This window comes from Streptomyces sp. NBC_01788 (genome assembly GCF_035917575.1).
Classification (GTDB): domain Bacteria; phylum Actinomycetota; class Actinomycetes; order Streptomycetales; family Streptomycetaceae; genus Streptomyces.
This window is the reverse complement of sequence record NZ_CP109090.1, coordinates 4821704-4838737: the sequence shown is the minus strand read 5'-3', so window position 1 is coordinate 4838737 and position 17034 is coordinate 4821704. Positions and strand designations below refer to the sequence as shown.

The 17034-nt window shown below is 71.6% G+C and carries 19 protein-coding genes; 11 read left to right on the top strand and 8 right to left on the bottom strand.

What is annotated here, in order from left to right; translation table 11 throughout:
• Window positions 1-159 precede the first annotated feature (159 nt).
• From OIE49_RS22050 to OIE49_RS22035, 4 genes are all read right to left on the bottom strand, one after another.
• A complete protein-coding gene (locus tag OIE49_RS22050) occupies window positions 160-756 on the bottom strand; it encodes an RNA polymerase sigma factor (protein ID WP_100569871.1) in 597 nt (198 codons plus the stop codon).
• Window positions 757-885: 129 nt separating this feature from the next.
• Complete coding sequence (locus tag OIE49_RS22045; protein ID WP_326803775.1) at window positions 886-1281, bottom strand: hypothetical protein; 396 nt, start codon at window positions 1279-1281, stop codon at window positions 886-888.
• A gap of 165 nt (window positions 1282-1446) precedes the next feature.
• Window positions 1447-2049, bottom strand: a complete 603-nt coding sequence (locus OIE49_RS22040) for a hypothetical protein (RefSeq protein WP_326803774.1) — start codon at window positions 2047-2049, stop codon at window positions 1447-1449.
• Between the two features lie 210 nt (window positions 2050-2259).
• On the bottom strand, window positions 2260-3879 hold the full coding sequence (locus tag OIE49_RS22035) for a beta-N-acetylhexosaminidase (RefSeq protein WP_326803773.1): 1620 nt from the start codon (window positions 3877-3879) through the stop codon (window positions 2260-2262).
• A 134-nt stretch (window positions 3880-4013) separates the two neighbouring features.
• On the opposite strand from OIE49_RS22035, the gene OIE49_RS22030 reads away from it, so the two are divergent.
• The 5 genes from OIE49_RS22030 to OIE49_RS22010 all read left to right on the top strand — a co-directional run bounded on the left by OIE49_RS22030 (window position 4014) and on the right by OIE49_RS22010 (window position 8120).
• Window positions 4014-4565 (top strand): 2-oxo-4-hydroxy-4-carboxy-5-ureidoimidazoline decarboxylase, encoded by a 552-nt coding sequence (locus OIE49_RS22030; RefSeq protein ID WP_401785365.1) that lies wholly within the window; start codon window positions 4014-4016, stop codon window positions 4563-4565.
• A 148-nt stretch (window positions 4566-4713) separates the two neighbouring features.
• On the top strand, window positions 4714-5094 hold the full coding sequence (gene sdhC / locus OIE49_RS22025; RefSeq protein ID WP_100569866.1) for a succinate dehydrogenase, cytochrome b556 subunit: 381 nt from the start codon (window positions 4714-4716) through the stop codon (window positions 5092-5094).
• A gap of 5 nt (window positions 5095-5099) precedes the next feature.
• Window positions 5100-5579, top strand: a complete 480-nt coding sequence (locus OIE49_RS22020) for a succinate dehydrogenase hydrophobic membrane anchor subunit (RefSeq protein WP_100569865.1) — start codon at window positions 5100-5102, stop codon at window positions 5577-5579.
• A gap of 25 nt (window positions 5580-5604) precedes the next feature.
• Window positions 5605-7359 (top strand): succinate dehydrogenase flavoprotein subunit, encoded by a 1755-nt coding sequence (gene sdhA / locus OIE49_RS22015; protein WP_326803772.1) that lies wholly within the window; start codon window positions 5605-5607, stop codon window positions 7357-7359.
• The gene (locus OIE49_RS22010; protein ID WP_100569863.1) at window positions 7359-8120 is read left to right on the top strand and encodes a succinate dehydrogenase iron-sulfur subunit; all 762 of its coding nucleotides are present in this window, start codon (window positions 7359-7361) and stop codon (window positions 8118-8120) included. Before sdhA ends, OIE49_RS22010 begins: the two co-directional genes overlap by 1 nt.
• A gap of 93 nt (window positions 8121-8213) precedes the next feature.
• Here OIE49_RS22010 and OIE49_RS22005 read toward each other — a convergent pair whose 3' ends face one another.
• The 3 genes from OIE49_RS22005 to OIE49_RS21995 form a co-directional block, all read right to left on the bottom strand.
• Window positions 8214-8477 (bottom strand): TM2 domain-containing protein, encoded by a 264-nt coding sequence (locus OIE49_RS22005; protein ID WP_100569862.1) that lies wholly within the window; start codon window positions 8475-8477, stop codon window positions 8214-8216.
• Window positions 8478-8730: 253 nt separating this feature from the next.
• Window positions 8731-9144, bottom strand: coding sequence for a DUF2752 domain-containing protein (locus OIE49_RS22000; protein ID WP_234375643.1), 414 nt, complete (start codon window positions 9142-9144; stop codon window positions 8731-8733).
• Entirely contained in the window at window positions 9137-9583 is a 447-nt protein-coding gene (locus OIE49_RS21995) for a TM2 domain-containing protein (protein WP_326803771.1), read from the bottom strand. Before OIE49_RS21995 ends, OIE49_RS22000 begins: the two co-directional genes overlap by 8 nt.
• A 215-nt stretch (window positions 9584-9798) precedes the next feature.
• Between OIE49_RS21995 and OIE49_RS21990 the strand changes: the two genes are divergently transcribed.
• The 4 genes from OIE49_RS21990 (at window position 9799) to OIE49_RS21975 (ending at window position 12208) form a co-directional block, all read left to right on the top strand.
• On the top strand, window positions 9799-10206 hold the full coding sequence (locus OIE49_RS21990) for a VOC family protein (RefSeq protein ID WP_326803770.1): 408 nt from the start codon (window positions 9799-9801) through the stop codon (window positions 10204-10206).
• Between the two features lie 101 nt (window positions 10207-10307).
• The gene (locus OIE49_RS21985; protein ID WP_326803768.1) at window positions 10308-10715 is read left to right on the top strand and encodes a hypothetical protein; all 408 of its coding nucleotides are present in this window, start codon (window positions 10308-10310) and stop codon (window positions 10713-10715) included.
• 5 nt (window positions 10716-10720) lie between these two features.
• The gene (locus tag OIE49_RS21980) at window positions 10721-11215 is read left to right on the top strand and encodes a thiol-disulfide oxidoreductase DCC family protein (RefSeq protein ID WP_326803767.1); all 495 of its coding nucleotides are present in this window, start codon (window positions 10721-10723) and stop codon (window positions 11213-11215) included.
• Window positions 11216-11449: 234 nt separating this feature from the next.
• Window positions 11450-12208, top strand: coding sequence for a TetR/AcrR family transcriptional regulator (locus tag OIE49_RS21975; protein WP_326803766.1), 759 nt, complete (start codon window positions 11450-11452; stop codon window positions 12206-12208).
• 99 nt (window positions 12209-12307) lie between these two features.
• Here the strand turns inward: OIE49_RS21975 and OIE49_RS21970 are convergent, their stop codons facing one another.
• A complete protein-coding gene (locus OIE49_RS21970) occupies window positions 12308-14719 on the bottom strand; it encodes an MMPL family transporter (RefSeq protein WP_326806298.1) in 2412 nt (803 codons plus the stop codon).
• Window positions 14720-14875: 156 nt separating this feature from the next.
• On the opposite strand from OIE49_RS21970, the gene OIE49_RS21965 reads away from it, so the two are divergent.
• Together OIE49_RS21965 and OIE49_RS21960 are read left to right on the top strand one after the other, a co-directional pair.
• A complete protein-coding gene (locus OIE49_RS21965; RefSeq protein WP_100569855.1) occupies window positions 14876-15580 on the top strand; it encodes a response regulator transcription factor in 705 nt (234 codons plus the stop codon).
• Window positions 15577-17031, top strand: coding sequence for a sensor histidine kinase (locus tag OIE49_RS21960; protein WP_326803765.1), 1455 nt, complete (start codon window positions 15577-15579; stop codon window positions 17029-17031). Before OIE49_RS21965 ends, OIE49_RS21960 begins: the two co-directional genes overlap by 4 nt.
• Window positions 17032-17034: the final 3 nt, after the last annotated feature.

Genomic DNA, 17034 nt, shown 5'->3' with positions numbered 1-17034 from the left:
CATGACCGTACAACGCGCAACCAATCGGAGCGGGGACGAGGTGTGACAGAAACCGCTCCCTCGGCGCTGTAAGGAGTACGGGCCGCGCGGCCCGTGCCGCGCGACGGCCGGGGCCTCTCCTGTGGGGGGTGGCGGCCCCGGCCGTTGCCTCGGTGCCCCTCACTCTCCCGCCGCGCCCCGGGCCTCCTCCTCGAGCTGAAGCGCCAGCCGTTTCAGACCCCGGTAGGCCGCGGTGCGCACTGCGCCCGGCCGTTTGCCGAGGACGCGCGCGGCGGCGGGGCCGTCGAGACCGACCACGACCCGCAGCAGTACGGCCTCGGCCTGGTCGCGGGGCAGCCCGCGGACGAGGTCGAGAGCGCGCTCGGTGGTCATGGCCTCCAGGGCCTGGTCATGGGTGCTGTGCGGACCGGGCAGCTCCAGGACGTCCTGCTCCAGCGTGGTGCCCCGGGGCCGCACCCGTTTCCGGCGCAGATGGTCGAGCGCCCGGTGCCGGGCGATGGTCGCCGTCCAGCCGCGGAAGCCCGCCCCGTCGCCCCGGAACCGGCCGAGGTCGCGCGCGATCTCCAGCCAGGCCTCGGAGGCCACGTCCTCCGCGTCGTCGCCGACGAGACCGCGCAGATACCCGAGCAGTCCGGGCTGCACCAGCCGGTACGCGACGGCGAAGGACTCCTCGTCGCCCTCCTGGGCCCGCGCGACGGCCGCACCCAGCTCCCCGTCGTACGCCTGCGCGCGGCGGGGTTCCCCTCCGTGGCCCAAGAACCGTCCTCGTCCGTAGCGAGTCCCCAGGCGTGCGCACCGCCCACCGGCCGTGTCCACGCCCCCACGGTCATCAGCGTCGGCTCCCACAGAAGTGTCACAGCTCGTCAGCGGCCCACCGGCCACGACTCAGATCCGCTCGCTACCCATCGCGTCCCGGCACAGCAGCCGCAGCGAGCCCTGGCCCGTGAAGCAGCGGCCGGCCTCCTCGATGGGGTCCCACAGCCGTCCGTCCGCGGTGCGCACCCAGTGCTCGCCGCCGCTCGCCCACCACTCGGCCCCGCCGCCATGACGGATGATCACCTCGCCCGCGTACGCGCCGAAGCCGCGCAGCACGCTCCGCACGGCGGCGTGCGGCGTGCCCTCGCGCCGTATCTCCTCGATGGTCCGGTCGACGCGCCACAGGCTCTGCGCCGAGTAGTCCAGGCGCAGCCGAGCGCCCTCGCGCATCGCCGTCGCGGTGTCCGCCGCCCACCGCACCGGTTTGGTGGCGGCCTGCGGCCTGCTCTGCTGCTGAGTCGTCACATGCTGGACTGTCACATAGGGAAGAGCGCGCACCGCCCGCGGTTCGTCACCCGCGATCGCGGACTTCCCCACAACCGGCGCAGGACCGGCGCAGGACCACCGCATCGCGCCCGCAGGACGCTCACAGATGCCCGCCGCGCGCCCGGTCCGTCCGGGGCGGTGGGCTCACACCCGGCCGCGGGCCCGGCGGGACACCACCGCCCGCAGGACGCGGCGCCCCTCCGTGGAGACCTCCAGGGCCTGGCGGAGTCCGGCACGTCCGTGCCCGGCGACCAGTTCCAGGACGGTGATCTGGCGCCGCAGTTCGCCGGCGACCAGCGGCGACATGCCCTCGGCGGGACCCGGGGCGGGGCTTCCCCCGGCGCGCACGGAGTCGAGCGCCCCGGGGAGGGTGTCGGCGGGGGCGCCGTCCTCGGCCGGGTCGAGGAGCTGGTGGATCCGGAGCGAGGCGACCGAGCAGGCGTCCGCCCACTGCCGCACCTCGGCGGCGGACCGGGCGGCCGGCGCGGCGGACAGCATCCCACGGGCCAGCAGGACGGCCTCGTCGTCCTCGTCGCCCATCGCCTCCAGCGCGCCGCGCGCCTTCTCGAGCCGCTCGGCCCAGTCGCCGTCCGAGGAGTGGTCGCCGTCCTCGGCGAGACTCCCCCACAGCGGCCGCAGGACCTCGTCGTCGCCGCCGAGCAGGGGCACGCACCGGTCCAAACAAGCCAGCCCGCCGGCTGCCAGCCCGCGCTCGTCGGCCTGCGCGAGCAGTTCCACCAGAGTCATCCACGCCTCCTCAAGGGGCGCCGACGTCCACGGAGCCCGCACTTGCCCGTACTGCGTGCGATCGGCCGGTAGTGTCACACGGGTCGCACACGGAGTCGAGCGAGTTGGCATAAGAAAGGTTTCGGCCAATGCGCGAGACGGAAGGCCGGCGCGCGGGAGACGGGACCGGGCCGCGGTCGGCACGGGGCCGGCGTTTTCCCTGACCCGGCATCAACCCAGCTTTCCGGCAAGCTCCTTGAACTCCGTCCAGGACATCTCCGGTTTCCGCGCGTCCCACAGCTTCTGGACGGTCGCCCGCAGCGGCATCCGGATACCGGCCGCCACCTGGTCCTGGGTCTGGGAGTTCGCCAGGTCGCACCACACGGCGAACGAGCCGCCGAGTATCTGCGCGTCGTACCGGGCGGGCACCGCCTCGGTGCCGCGCAGCACGCGCGGGTTCCACTGCTCGTAGATCCGCCGGCCGTCCGGGTAGACGAAGGTCTGCGGCTCGCCGAGGACGTAGTAGAGGAACTCGTCGTTGTAGTTGAGGACCTTGCGTCCGGCGTCGAGGTACTCGGCCGGCCGGCGGGCGCCGTACTCCTTGCCCGTCCAGTAGGCGACCTCGATGTCGCGGGCGGGCGCCACCGACGAGCTGCGGAAGAAGCCGTCGTTCCAGGCGCGCGGCGTGCGGTCGTGTTCGCGGACGGCGGCGGCGCGGTCGTTAAGCCAGCCCGTCGTCAGGTCGGCCACGTTGCCGCCGGAGCCGTGGGCCTTGCGCGCGGCGGCGGCCAGCTGCGGGTAGGCCGCCTGGGGGTCGCGCGCGGTCAGCGCCTGGTACTCGTCGCCGCCGAGGTGCCAGAAGCCGCCGGGGAAGAGGCCCGCGTACTCGTCGAGCAGGTCGTCGACGATCGCGGCCGACCGGGGCTCGGAGATGTCGATGGCGCCGCGCGTCGCCACGCCCTGTCCGTTGCGCAGCTGCGTGTCGGGGTGGGCGGCGATCACCGCGCTGAGGTGGCCGGGCGAGTCGATCTCGGGGACGACGGTGATGTGCCGGCTCGCGGCCAGGTCGACCATCCGCTTGACCTGGGCCTTGGTCAGGTGGTCCGAGGAGACGATCTCCGGGTGCGTGCCGGACTCGATGCGGAAGCCCTGGTCGTCGGAGAAGTGCAGGCCGAGCTCGTTGAACTTCAGGTCGCCGAGCTCCCGTATGCGGTCCTCCAGCCAGGCGGCCGTGAACGGCTTGCGGGCGATGTCCAGCATGAAACCGCGCCGCGGCTTGGCCGGCCCGTCCTCCACGACCCCCTCGGGGGCCGTGCCGCCGCCGTGCACCTCCTGCTTCAGGGTGCGGGTGCCGTAGAAGACCCCCGCGTCGGCCGGTCCGCTGATGAGCACGCGGCCGTCGCGCACGGCCATGGTGTACGACTCGGGATTGCCGCCCGTGCCGCCCTTGCCCAGCGCCAGCCGCAGGTCCCCCGGGCGGTCGTCGTCGCGCCGGCCGGCGTAGGCCAGACCGAGTTCGCCCGCGATCAGCTTGCCCTCGTCGGCGAGGGACTCGTCGCTCACCACGACCCGGGATCCGGACTCCGGGCGCCAGCCGGGGCCGTGGGCCGCGGTGTGGGAGCGCACGGCGGGGATGGTCCGCGGCGCCTGCGACAGCGGGTAGCTGCGGGTGGGGCCGGGAGTCGCCGGACCGGAGGACGCGTCCGAGCCGTCCGACGGGGAGCCGTCGCCCCCGAAGGACCACGCGGCCACTCCCACGCCCAGTACGACAACGGTGACCAATGTGCCCACGACGGCGGCCCGTGTGCGTCGCGGCTTGCGTGCCGGAGCCCGGCGCCTGTGCTTGCTCACGCGGCCAACCTAACGGCCCATGACCACCGCACGTGTCCACCGCACGTTCTCAAACTCTCCCGTCCGAGTGAAATTCAGTCACCCGTCGAACACGTCATGAGCACACCCGATAACGTACGGCACATCTCTCACGGATTTCCCCCGCCGGCGTCTCCGCCGACACCCTGCCGACCTCCCAAGCAGACCTAGGACCCACGCTGCCCGCGCAGACCCTGGAGCGCTTCAACACCGCCCCCGCCGCCGAGGCCCACAGGACCCTCCTGACCTGCCTGCACAGCCCCCGCTGGGCCCACCGCGTCGCCGTCCACCGCCCGTATCCGGACCTGCCGTCCCTGCTGGCCGCGGCGGACGAGGCGACGTACGACCTGGGCCCCGAGGAGCTGGCCGGGGCGCTGGCGGAAGAACCCCTGCCCAAGCTGCCCGCCCACACGTACGCGGCCGCCTCCACGGCCCTGAGCGCCGCCTACGCCGCCTATGAGGCGAGATTCGGCCACACCTTCGTCATCTGCCTGGACGGCATCGCCCCGGACGAGGCCCTGGACCGGGTCCTGCCGGCGATCCGGTCACGGCTGACCAACGATCCGGAGGACGAGCGCGTCGTCGCCCGCGAGGAGCTGCGGGGGCTCGCGCACGGGCGGCTGCGGGGCCTGCTGGGCGCCGCCACTGAGCCGTCCGTGCACCTTTGAGAGCGAGTTCGATCACACGGGCGGACCCCCCGTAAGGCCCCCGTCAGCGCCTCGGTACGATACTGGGGGCCGGTGGACCGTACCCGGCCGGGCCCGACCGACAGTGAAGCCGGCGCGGCCCTAATCCCCGCTCCCGGAGGGTTCTTCCGTGCCGGCTGGAACGCTGTACCGCGGCCGGGAAGGAATGTGGTCCTGGGTGGCTCACCGAGTCACCGGCGTCCTCATCTTCTTCTTCCTGTTCGTCCATGTGCTGGACACCGCACTCGTGCGTGTGTCTCCCGAGGCCTACGACAAGGTCGTGGCCACCTACAAGACGCCGATCGTCGCCCTGCTCGAATACGGGCTGGTCGCCGCCATCCTCTTCCACGCTCTCAACGGCCTGCGTGTCATCGCCGTCGACTTCTGGGCCAAGGGCGCCCGGTACCAGAAGCAGATGCTGTGGACCGTGGTCGGCGTCTGGGTCCTGCTCATGATCGGGGCGATCTACCCCGTCCTCGGCCACGCCGCTCGTGCAGTATTCGGGAGCTGACGCACATGTCCACTGAAACCACCGCTTCCGGCATCGGCCCGGTCGAGGGCGGCTCCGTCTACGGCGTGGACAACCCCGCCCCCCTCATCGAGGCCCCGCGTCAGCGCACCCGGAAGACCCCGAAGTCGACCCGCGGCAACTTCGAGATGTACGGCTGGCTGTTCATGCGGCTGTCCGGCATCGTCCTGGTCGTCCTCGTCATCGGCCACCTGCTGATCCAGCTCGTCCTGGACGGCGGCGTCTCCAAGATCGGCTTCGCCTTCGTGGCGGGCCGCTGGGCCTCCCCCTGGTGGCAGGTCTGGGACCTGCTCATGCTGTGGCTGGCGATGCTGCACGGCTGCAACGGCCTGCGCACGGTCATCAACGACTACGCGGAGCGCGCGAACACGCGCCTGTGGCTGAAGGGTCTGCTGTACACCGCCACGGTGTGGACCATCCTGCTGGGCACGCTGGTGATCTTCACCTTCGACCCGAACATCCGCTAGGCCCCGGGACCGAGGTATTTTCCTGATGAAGATCCACAAGTACGACACCGTCATCGTCGGCGCCGGTGGCGCCGGTATGCGGGCCGCCATCGAGGCGACCAAGCGCAGCCGCACCGCGGTCCTGACCAAGCTCTACCCGACCCGCTCCCACACGGGCGCCGCGCAGGGCGGCATGGCCGCCGCGCTGGCGAACGTGGAGGAGGACAACTGGGAGTGGCACACCTTCGACACGGTCAAGGGCGGTGACTACCTGGTCGACCAGGACGCCGCCGAGATCCTGGCGAAGGAGGCCATCGACTCCGTCCTCGACCTGGAGAAGATGGGCCTGCCGTTCAACCGGACGCCCAACGGGACGATCGACCAGCGGCGCTTCGGCGGGCACTCCCGCAACCACGGCGAGGCCCCGGTCCGCCGCTCCTGCTACGCGGCCGACCGCACCGGCCACATGATCCTCCAGACGCTGTACCAGAACTGCGTCAAGGAGGGCGTGGAGTTCTTCAACGAGTTCTACGTCCTGGACCAGCTGCTCACCGAGGTCGACGGCGTCAAGAAGTCGGCCGGCGTGGTGGCCTACGAGCTGGCGACCGGCGAGATCCACGTCTTCCAGGCGAAGTCCGTGATCTACGCCTCCGGCGGCACCGGCAAGTTCTTCAAGGTGACGTCGAACGCGCACACCCTGACCGGCGACGGCCAGGCCGCCGTCTACCGGCGCGGGCTGCCGCTGGAGGACATGGAGTTCTTCCAGTTCCACCCGACCGGCATCTGGCGCATGGGCATCCTGCTCACGGAGGGCGCCCGCGGTGAGGGCGGCATCCTGCGCAACAAGGACGGCGAGCGCTTCATGGAGAAGTACGCGCCGGTCATGAAGGACCTCGCCTCCCGCGACGTCGTCTCCCGCTCCATCTACACGGAGATCCGCGAGGGCCGCGGCTGCGGTCCCGAGGGCGACCACGTCTACCTGGACCTGACCCACCTGCCGCCGGAGCAGCTCGACGCCAAGCTGCCGGACATCACCGAGTTCGCGCGGACCTACCTGGGCATCGAGCCGTACACCGACCCGATCCCGATCCAGCCGACCGCGCACTACGCCATGGGCGGCATCCCGACCAACGTCCAGGGCGAGGTGCTCTCGGACAACAGCACGGTCGTGCCGGGCCTGTACGCGGCCGGCGAGGTCGCCTGCGTGTCCGTGCACGGCGCCAACCGCCTGGGCACCAACTCGCTGCTGGACATCAACGTGTTCGGCAAGCGGGCCGGCATCGCCGCCGCGGAGTACGCCGAGAAGGCCGACTTCGTGGAGCTGCCGGAGGACCCCGAGTCCCTCGTGGTCGAGCAGATCGAGCGGCTGCGGACCTCCACCGGCACCGAGCGGGTGGCGAACATCCGCCGGGAGCTGCAGGAGACCATGGACGCCAACGTCATGGTGTTCCGCACCGAGCAGACGATCAAGACGGCGGTCGAGAAGATCGCCGAGCTCCGGGAGCGCTACAGGAACGTGGCGATCCAGGACAAGGGCAAGCGGTTCAACACGGACCTCCTGGAGGCCGTCGAGCTGGGCAACCTGCTGGACCTGGCCGAGGTCATGGCGGTCTCCGCCCTGGCCCGCAAGGAGTCCCGCGGTGGTCACTACCGCGAGGACTACCCCAACCGCGACGACGTCAACTTCATGCGCCACACCATGGCGTACCGCGAGGTCGGCGCCGACGGGTCCGAAACCGTCCGTCTCGACTACAAGCCGGTCGTCCAGACCCGCTACCAGCCGATGGAGCGTAAGTACTGATGGCAACCCCCGTTCTGGACAAGGTGGAGGCGGAGTCCGCCGCCTCCCCCTACATCACCGTCACTTTCCGCGTCCGCCGGTTCAACCCGGAGGTCTCGGCCGAGGCGACCTGGGAAGACTTCCAGCTGGAGATCGACCCCAAGGAGCGCGTCCTCGACGGTCTGCACAAGATCAAGTGGGAACTCGACGGCACGCTGACCTTCCGTCGGTCCTGCGCGCACGGCATCTGCGGCTCGGACGCCATGCGGATCAACGGCAAGAACCGTCTGGCCTGCAAGACGCTGATCAAGGACATCAACCCCGAGAAGCCGATCACGGTCGAGCCCATCAAGGGCCTCACGGTCCTGAAGGACCTGGTCGTGGACATGGAGCCGTTCTTCCAGGCGTACCGGGACGTCATGCCGTTCCTGGTCACCAAGGAGACCAACGAGCCGACGCGGGAGCGCCTGCAGTCCGCGGAGGACCGGGCCCGCTTCGACGACACGACGAAGTGCATCCTGTGCGCGGCCTGCACCTCGTCCTGCCCGGTCTTCTGGAACGACGGCCAGTACTTCGGCCCGGCGGCCATCGTCAACGCCCACCGGTTCATCTTCGACAGCCGTGACGAGGCCGGTGAGCAGCGCCTGGAGATCCTCAACGACAAGGACGGCGTCTGGCGCTGCCGCACCACCTTCAACTGCACCGACGCCTGCCCGCGTGGCATCGAGGTGACGAAGGCGATCGCGGAGGTGAAGCGGGCGCTGATCACGCGCCGCTTCTGACCTTCCTTCGCACGCGACGCCGAGGGCCCCGTTCCGTCCGGAACGGGGCCCTCGGCGTGCTGTGCCCGGCGTCGTCGCCGGATGCGCGGACGGTCAGCCGCGCAGGACGCGACCCTGCGAGTCCGTGCGGTCGTTGCTCGTGAAGAAGAGGATGGCGTCGATCAGGGCCCAGAAGCCCAGACCGCCGCAGGTCAGCAGCTGGGCGATGCCCACACCCACGGAGCCGACGTAGAAGCGGCCGATGCCCAGGCCTCCGAGGAACAGCTGGAGGATGCCGGCGACGATCTTCGACTTGTCGGAGTACGGGCGGCCCTGCGGGTCGTAGCCGTAGGGGGCGTCAGGGGTGGGGACAGTCATGGCTGGTGCTCCTGGGGAGTGGTGACAACGACCGGAGTGGGAATCTCCGGTGCCAGGGAGCCCGACTGCCCGGTCACCCGGCATCCGTGCGCGACTGCGTGAGCGTCGACGCGCGTCGGCCGGATGCGGCCGTCCCCCCTGCGCCCTGGGAGCATAAAGATCCTGTAGGGCGGCACGGGAGGGGGTTCGAAGGAAAGTTCCCGTTCCGTGATCAAATGCGGCCATCTTGGAAGCATTTGAGTCCGGAACGGCTCTAGACGATGTTGCGGACCACGGTCCACGCCACCGCCACCAGCAGCACCGCCGCCTGCGTCCGGGTGCTGAGCCGGGGGTGCCAGCGGCGCCCGCGCAGCCCCTCCAGGGCCCAGGTGCCGAGCATCGCGAGCGCGAACGGTGCGGCGAGCAGCAGCATCCTGTTGTCCAGCCAGGCCTGGGTGAAGCGGCCGTGCATCAGGTCGTACACCATGCGCGTGCCGCCGCAGGCGGGGCAGAGCAGCCCGGTGACGTACCGGAAGGGGCACTGGGGCAGCAGGTGACCGGGCTGGTGCGGGTCGGTGACGTAGAGGTACGCGGCGCCCGTCACCCCGGCGCAGAGCACCGCGAGCGGAGCCGCGGCCGGATGCCGAAGCAGCCGGCCGCGCACCGCGCCGGGCACCGTGTCAGCCACGCAGGATCCGGCCGTCGGCGTCGGTGTTGTCGTTGCCCGTCAGCAGCATGATGCCGTCGATCAGGGACCAGATGCCGAAGCCGCCGCAGGTGAGGAGCTGGGCGATGCCGATCCCGACGTGGCCCATGTAGAAGCGGCCGATGCCGAGGGTGCCCAGGCTGAGCTGGAGGACACCGGCGACGATCTTCGACTTGTCGGAGTAGGGGCGGCCGTAGGGGTCGTAGCCGTAGGGGGCGTTGGGGTCGTACTGCATCCCCGGGGGCGGCGGGTAGCCACCGGGGGGCGCGTAGCCGCCCGGAGGCGGGGGGTACGCGCCGGGGGGCGGGTAGCCACCGGGGGGCGGCGGGTACGCGCCGGGGGGCGGCGGGTAGGCGCCGGGCTGCTGGTTGGGATATCCGTATCCCGGGGCCTGGTTGGGCTGCTGCGGCTGCTCGGACACGGTGGCTCCACTCATCGACTGCCTGCGAACTGACGGTCATATTGCAGGAAGACCGGCCGAAGCGAAACATCGGGGGTGCCGCCGGCGTCCGGCCGTCCGGCACTCCGACCTTCCGATCCTCCGGCCCTCCGGCCCTCCGGCCCGAACGAGTGACCCGGCGCCCGCATCGCGCTCGGCCTCCCGGTCCCGGCGGATCACCCACCTAATCTGATGGCATGTCAGATGACGAGTCGTACGAGCTGCTCGGGTTCGACAACGTGCTGCTGCCCGTCGGGGATCTGAGCGAGGCCGTGGGGTTCTACGAGCGGGCCGGGTTCGCGGTGGCGTTCCACCTCCAGGAGGCCGGCATCGCACTGCTGAAGGCCGGGGGCGAGACACCGGGGATCCTGCTGCGCGAGGAGGAGTTCGGGCACCGTCCGCCGCCGTGGCCCTCGCCGCGGGTGTGGCTGGAGGTGCCGGACGCGCGGACGGCGGCGCGCGCCCTCATGAGGGCCGGGATCGACCTGCTCGACGAGCCCTTCGCCGTGGCGACCGGCTGGACCGTCGAGATCGCCGACCCCTGGGGCAACGTCCTCGGCTTCACCGACTACGGCAAGCGGCCCGAGCTGGGCCGCAGGCCGTAGTCGGAACCCCTCTGCGCCGAGGGTGTTGAACGCGTTCAAAAACAGGTCTAGAGTCTCTCACGCCAGCATTTTGAACGCGTTCAAAAGAAGGGGTGGGGGGCATGGACCGCACGGTCATCGCCTACGTCATCTATCTGCTCGTCAGCATCGGCCTGACCGTCTGGGTGGCCCGCACGCTCAGCAGCAACGGGCGGATCTTCCTCGCCGACGTGCTGCACGGCGACGACAGGCTCGCCGACGCCGTCAACCACCTGCTGGTGGTCGGCTTCTACCTCGTGAACCTCGGGTTCGTCGCGCTGTACCTGAGCGGCGGCCAGCGCATCGACGACACTCGCGGCATCTTCGAGGCGCTGTCGACGAAACTCGGCGTGGTACTGCTGGTGCTCGGAGCGATGCACCTGGGCAACGTGTACGTGCTCAACCGGATCCGCCGCCGCGGGGTGCTGGAGCGCGAGCAGGTGCCGCCGGTCGCGCCGCAGGACTGGGCCGCCCCCTCGGCCGGGGCGTGAGCGCGATGCCAGCCGCCGCCGGCCGGGACCGGGACGCCTCGGTGGGCGTCCCGGTCCGCGGGCTCACCGTCCTGTACGACGCCGAGTGCGCGCTGTGCGCGTCCGTGCGCGACTGGCTCGTCAGGCAGCCGCAGTTGGTGCCCCTGGAACTGGTCCCGGCCGGCTCCGAGCAGGCCGCACGGCGTTTCCCGACCCTCGACCACGGCGCGACCCTGGACGAGGTCACGGTCGTCGGCGACTCGGGCCAGGTCTACCGGGGCGCCGCCGCCTGGATCGTCGTCCTGTGGGCGCTGCGCGAGCACCGGCCGCTCGCCCACCGCCTCAGCACCCCGGCGGGCGCACGGCTCGCCCGGGGCGCGGTGCTGGCCGCCGCCAAGTGGCGCGGCGGGCAGTGGGGCGGGGCCGCGTACCGGCGCGGGGACGGGTGGTCCTACGACCCCCGCCTCGGCTGGACCTACGACCCACCCGGCTGCGACGGCGGCGCGTGCGCCACTGGCTAGTGCTGTGGCCGGAAAGGTTTGCCGGAAAGCTCGCGGCGTCCGGTGCTGGGGGCACCTCCCACGCCCTTCGGGCAGTGGGGGAGCATCGCAAGGCGGAGCATCGCCCGCGTACTGGATGTACGCGGGTGATGCGACAACGCGGCTGGGGGTCCCCCCTGCTCGAAGAGCTTGGGGGAGCCGGGCCGGGCGTCGCGAGCCGGTGAACCTTTCCGGTCGCAGCACTAGGCTCTGTGCGTGCCCCCGAAGAACGACTACGACGACGGCCCCGGTGAGGGCGTGCCCGCCAGCAAGTCCGAGCAGACCCGCGCGCTCATCCTGGAGACGGCCATGCGGCTGTTCCAGGAGCGCGGCTACGACAAGACGACCATGCGGGCCATCGCCAAGGAGGCCGGGGTCTCCGTCGGCAACGCGTACTACTACTTCGAGGGCAAGGAACACCTGATCCAGGGGTTCTACGACCGGATCGCCGCCGAGCACCGGGAGGCGGTCCGGGAGGTCCTGGCCCGGGAGAGCGACCTGGAGGCACGGCTGGCGGGCGTGCTCACGGCGTGGCTGGACATCGCCACGCCGTACCACGAGTTCGCGGTGCAGTTCTTCAAGAACGCCGCCGACCCCGACAGTCCGCTCAGCCCCTTCTCCGCCGAGTCGGAGCACGCGCGCGCGGAGGCCATCGACATCCACAAGGAGCTGCTGTACGGCGCGCGGACCAAGGTCCCGGCGGACCTGCGGGAGGTGCTGCCCGAGCTGATGTGGCTCTCCCAGATGGGGCTCGTCCTGTACTGGATCTTCGACCGCACGGAGGGCCGCGAGCGCAGCTACCGGCTGGCCGAACGGGGCGCCCGGCTCACCGCCCGCGGGGTGTCCCTGGCCCGCTTCCGCGTCCTGCGCCCCCTGGTGCACGAGGTGCACGACCTGTTCAAGGACTTCCTGCCGGGCATGACGAGGATGATGCCGGATCCGGCGAGCAGGGGCCGGAACACCGCGGCCGAGTGATCACCTTCGGGTCCCGGCATTCTGGCCGTCCTCCCCGCCGCCATCGGAGCAAGGTCGCCCTCGATGTCGGCGGGATCCTCAAGGCCGGGGAAAAGACGGTTACTTGACCGCGTCCACCTCGTCCTCCGTCAGTTCCACGTCGTGGACCAGGGGGCCGTCGGTCACGACGACGTGGTGGGCGCGGGCGCCGTGGGGGGAGGCCGTGGCCGCCAGCAGGTAGGTGTCCGGGGCCGGGACCGCGACGATGTACGAGCCGTCGGCCAGGGACGTCACGCGGTCCAGTTGGCGGCCGCCCTTGGACAGCAGGGTCACGGCCGCGCCGTGGACCGGCTCGCCCTCCTCGGTGCGGATGAAGCCGTGGATCACGGAAGCGGGCCCCGGACGCGGCGCAGGTGCCTCCCCGGGCTCCTCCGCCGGCTCCACCGCCAGATGCGGCAGACGGCGTTCCAGCCAGGCCGGCAGCCACCAGTTGGCCCGGCCGAACAGATGCATCGCCGCCGGCACCAGCGCCGTCCGCAGCACGAACGCGTCCAGCGCGACCGCCGCCGCGAGGCCCACACCCGCCATCGCCGCGCCCTGGTTCCCGCTCAGGACGAAGGCGAGGAAGACGCAGACCATGATCAGGGCCGCGGAGTTGATGACCCGGCTGGTCTCCGCGAGGCCCACCCGGACCGCGCGGGCGTTGTCCCGCGTGTGCACCCACTCCTCGTGCATCCGGCTCACCAGGAAGACCTGGTAGTCCATCGACAGGCCGAACAGCAGGGACAGCATGATGACCGGCAGGAACGCCTGGATCGGTCCCTCCTTGCCGAGGCCCAGCAACTCCAGGCCCCAGCCCCACTGGTAGATCGCCACCAGGACGCCGAACGACGCGGCGGCGGCGACCAGGTTCATCACGGCCGCCGTCAACGGCACCAGCAGCGACCGGAAGGCGACCAGCAGGAGCAGGAAGCCGAGGCCGACGATGGTCGCGACGAAGTACGGCAGCCGGTCGCCCGTGACGGACGCGAAGTCCTTCGAGACCGCCGTGACACCACCGACGTGCGCCCGCACGCCGGCCCCGGGGATCACCTCGTCGCGCAGGGTGTCGATGAGCCGGTCCGTCTGCTCGGACTGTGGCGAGGTGGTCGGGACGACCTGGATGACGGTGACGCCGTGCGCGGGCGGCAGCGGTGCCACCCGGGCCACCCCGCGGGTCCCGGCGATGCCCTTGACCAGCGCGGTGGTGTCACCGTCGGCCGAGACCACCTGGAGCGGCCCGTTGAAGCCCGGTCCGAAGCCCTCGGCCAGCAGGTCGTACGCCCTGCGGGTCGTCGTCGAGGCGTCGTCGTTGCCCTGGTCCGTGGCACCCAGCCGCAGCGACAGCACCGGCAGCGCGAGAAGGACCATGACGACCAGCGCGAGGCCCGCGATCCAGGCGGGACGCCTCTGCACCGTGCCCGACCAGCGGGCCGCGAGCGAGCTGGCCCGCTCCTCCCGCGCGGGGCCCTCGGCCGCGAGCCGCCGCCGCTGGCGCCGGCTGAGCACCCGCGGCCCGAGGAAGCCGAGCAGCGCGGGCAGCAGCGTGACGGCCGCGAGCACGCTCAGCACCACCGTGAGCGAGGTACCGATGACCACACCGTCCAGGAAGCGCAGGTTCGTCACCAGCATCCCGGCGAGCGCGATGCACACCGTGCCGCCCGCGAACAGCACCGCACGGCCCGAGGTGTTGAGGGCGACCGCCGCCGACTCCTCCGGTTCCAGACCGCGCAGCAGGCCCCGCCGGTGCCGGGTGACGATGAACAGCGCGTAGTCGATGCCGACCCCGAGGCCGATCAGCGAGGCCAGCAGCGGCGCGATGTCGGGCACGTCCGTGACATGGCTGATCAACTGGGTGGAGAACAGGCCGATTCCGACGCCGAAGACCGCCACGGCGATCGGCAGGAGCATCGCGAAGAGCGAGCCGAAGGCGAGGAACAGCACGAGCGCCGCCGCCGCGAGGCCGACCAGCTCGGACAGGCCCGTGGGCGGCCCCTGGATCCGGGTGATCGCCTGACCGCCCAACTCGACCCGCAGACCGCTTTGTTCGGCTGCCCGCGCGCTGTCGACCACATCCTGCACGAGCTGCTTGGGCACCTCGTTCGCCCGCTCGGTGAAGGTGAGCTGCGCGTACGCGATCGTCCCGTCCCGGCTGATCTGCGTCGCGCCCCGGGCGCCTGCGTAGGGGCTGCTGACCGCGCCGACCCCCGGCATCCGGCCGATCTCCTCCAGGGCGGGCTCGATCCGGGCGCGCACCGACGCGTCCCGGACCGATCCGCTGTCGACCTTCCACACCACCGTGTCGGTGTCGCCCGCGGCCTTCGGGAACGCCTTCTCCATCAGGTCGAACGCGGACTTGGAGTCCGTGTCCGGCAGGGAGAAGACGTTCGCGTAGGCCGTCCCCCCGGCGGACGCCCCCGCGCCCGCCCCGATCAGCGCCACCACCCACAGCAGCAGGACCAGCAGCCGGTGCCGGTAGCACCACCGCGCCAATGTCGTCACTCTCTCCGCTCCTTCATCCGGGTCCCCCGGGTCCTGGACACCAGCATCCGCAGCGGCGGGCGCGGACGGGCACCTGCGGCCACGACTCTCAAGGAACTCCAAAGCTCCGGCGGCCCCTCCGCCGGTCCCGCCGCGGATACTGGGGACATGACCGTCAACGAGGCAGCGCACGAAGGGGCGACGGTCCTCGTCGTCGAGGACGAGGAGTCCATCGCGGACGTCCTCGCCATCGCCCTGCGCTACCACCGCTTCCAGGTGATGACCGCGGGCACCGTCCGCGAGGCGTGCGCGCTCGCCGAGCGCACCCGGCCCGACGTGGCCCTGCTGGACGTGATGCTGCCGGACGGGGACGGCCGGGCGCTGGGCCGCGAGTTGCGCACCCGCTGCCCCGGCCTGGCGCTGGTCTTCGTCACCGCGCGGGACGCGCCCGCGGAGATCGTCGGCGCGCTCGGCTTCGGCGACGACTACATCACCAAGCCGTTCAACATCGACGAGGTCGTCGCCCGGGTCCGCGCCGTGCTGCGCCGCACATGCTCCACCGACGTCCTCCCTCAGCGCCCGCCGCTGTGCTACGGCGACCTGGAGCTGGACGAGACGACCTACTCGGCGCACCGCGCGGGCCGTACGGTCGAGCTCACCCCCACCGAGTACGCGCTGCTGCGCTTCCTGGTGCGCAACGGCGGCCGGATCGTGCCCAAGGACCAACTCCTCAGGCACGTCTGGCAGTACGAGCACACACCGCCCGAGTCGACCGTCGTCGAGACCTACATCAGCTATCTGCGCCGCAAACTGGACACGCTCGGACCGCCGTTGATCACGACCCGGCGGGGCGTGGGATACGGGCTGGCATGAGGCCGCGCAGACCGCGTCCGCGGCGCCGCCGGCACGGGCTCCACTCCCTGCGCGGCAAACTCACCCTGACCAACGTCGGGCTGCTCGCCGTGGGGATCGTGGTGGCGACCGCCGCGAGCCTGGTGGGCATGCGGCACTACCTGCTCGGCCAGATCGACAACCAGCTGATCAAGACCCGTGACTCCGTGGTGGACTCCCGGCTCACCATGCGGCAGATCGACTCGCTGGCCGCGCTGACCCTCATCCGGGACCACTTCGTGCAGCCCACCGTCAACAGGCCACGCCCGGAGTCCGTGTTCACCGCCGTCGGCAGCGGGGGCGAGGCCCTGCCCATCGCCGGTTTCGTGCCGACCGACGCCCAGCGGTCGCTGGCCGCCGCGATCGGCGATCCGCGCGCCCTCGCCGCCGGCCGCGCACCGCACGAGGTGACGCTGCACGGCGCCACCTACCGGGCGACCGCCGCCCGTCTGGCCGACGGCAACTACCTCCTGTTCGCCACCTCCACCGACGCGCTGCACCAGGGCATCGCCAAGGCCCTCAGACTGGACCTGGGCGTCGGCACGCTGCTGCTGGCGCTCCTGGCCTGCCTGACGATGTTCAGCGTGCGGCTCCGGATGCGCCCTCTGGAGGACATGGTGGAGACCTCATCGGCCATCGCCGAGGGCGACCTGACCCGGCGCGTGCCCTCGAGTCACCATCCCACCCAGGAGGTGGAACAGCTGCGCGTCGCGCTGAACTCCATGCTGCACCAGGTGGAGTCGGCGTACCGCACGCGCGAGCGCAGCGCCGCCCAGCTGCGCCGCTTCGTCGCCGACGCCTCGCACGAGCTGCGCACCCCGCTGTCGGCGATACGCGGCTATCTCCAGCTCTACGACAAGGGGATGCTGACCGAGCCCGGCGAACGCAGGCGCGCCTGGGACCGGATGAACGCCGAGGCGGACCGCATGGGGCGGCTCGTCGACGAACTGCTCACCCTGGCCCGACTGGACCAGCGGCCCCAGTTGCGGCTGCGGAACGTCGACGTCGTCCGGCTGGTGCGGGACGCCGCCGAGGACCTGCGCGCGCAGCAGCCGGAGCGGCCCGTGACGGTCGGCGCCGAGGGCGTACTGCTCGTGCACGCCGACGAGTCGGGGCTGCGGCAGGTGCTCGGCAATCTGGTGGCCAACGTGCGCGTCCACACGCCCGCCGACGTCCCGGTGCGGCTCACCGCGGAGCGCGCCGACGGTGTCGTACGGCTGTGTGTCCAGGACAAGGGGCCCGGGCTGGCGGAGGAGGACGCGGCGCGCGTCTTCGACCGCTTCTTCCGCGCGGGCGGTGGTGCGGGCAGCGGCCTCGGCATGGCCATCGTCCAGGGGGTGGCCGAAGCGCACGGCGGGCAGGTGGCCGTCCGCACCGACCCCGGGGAGGGGTTCGCGGTGACGGTCACGCTGCCCGCGCAGGCCCGTTCGTAGCGG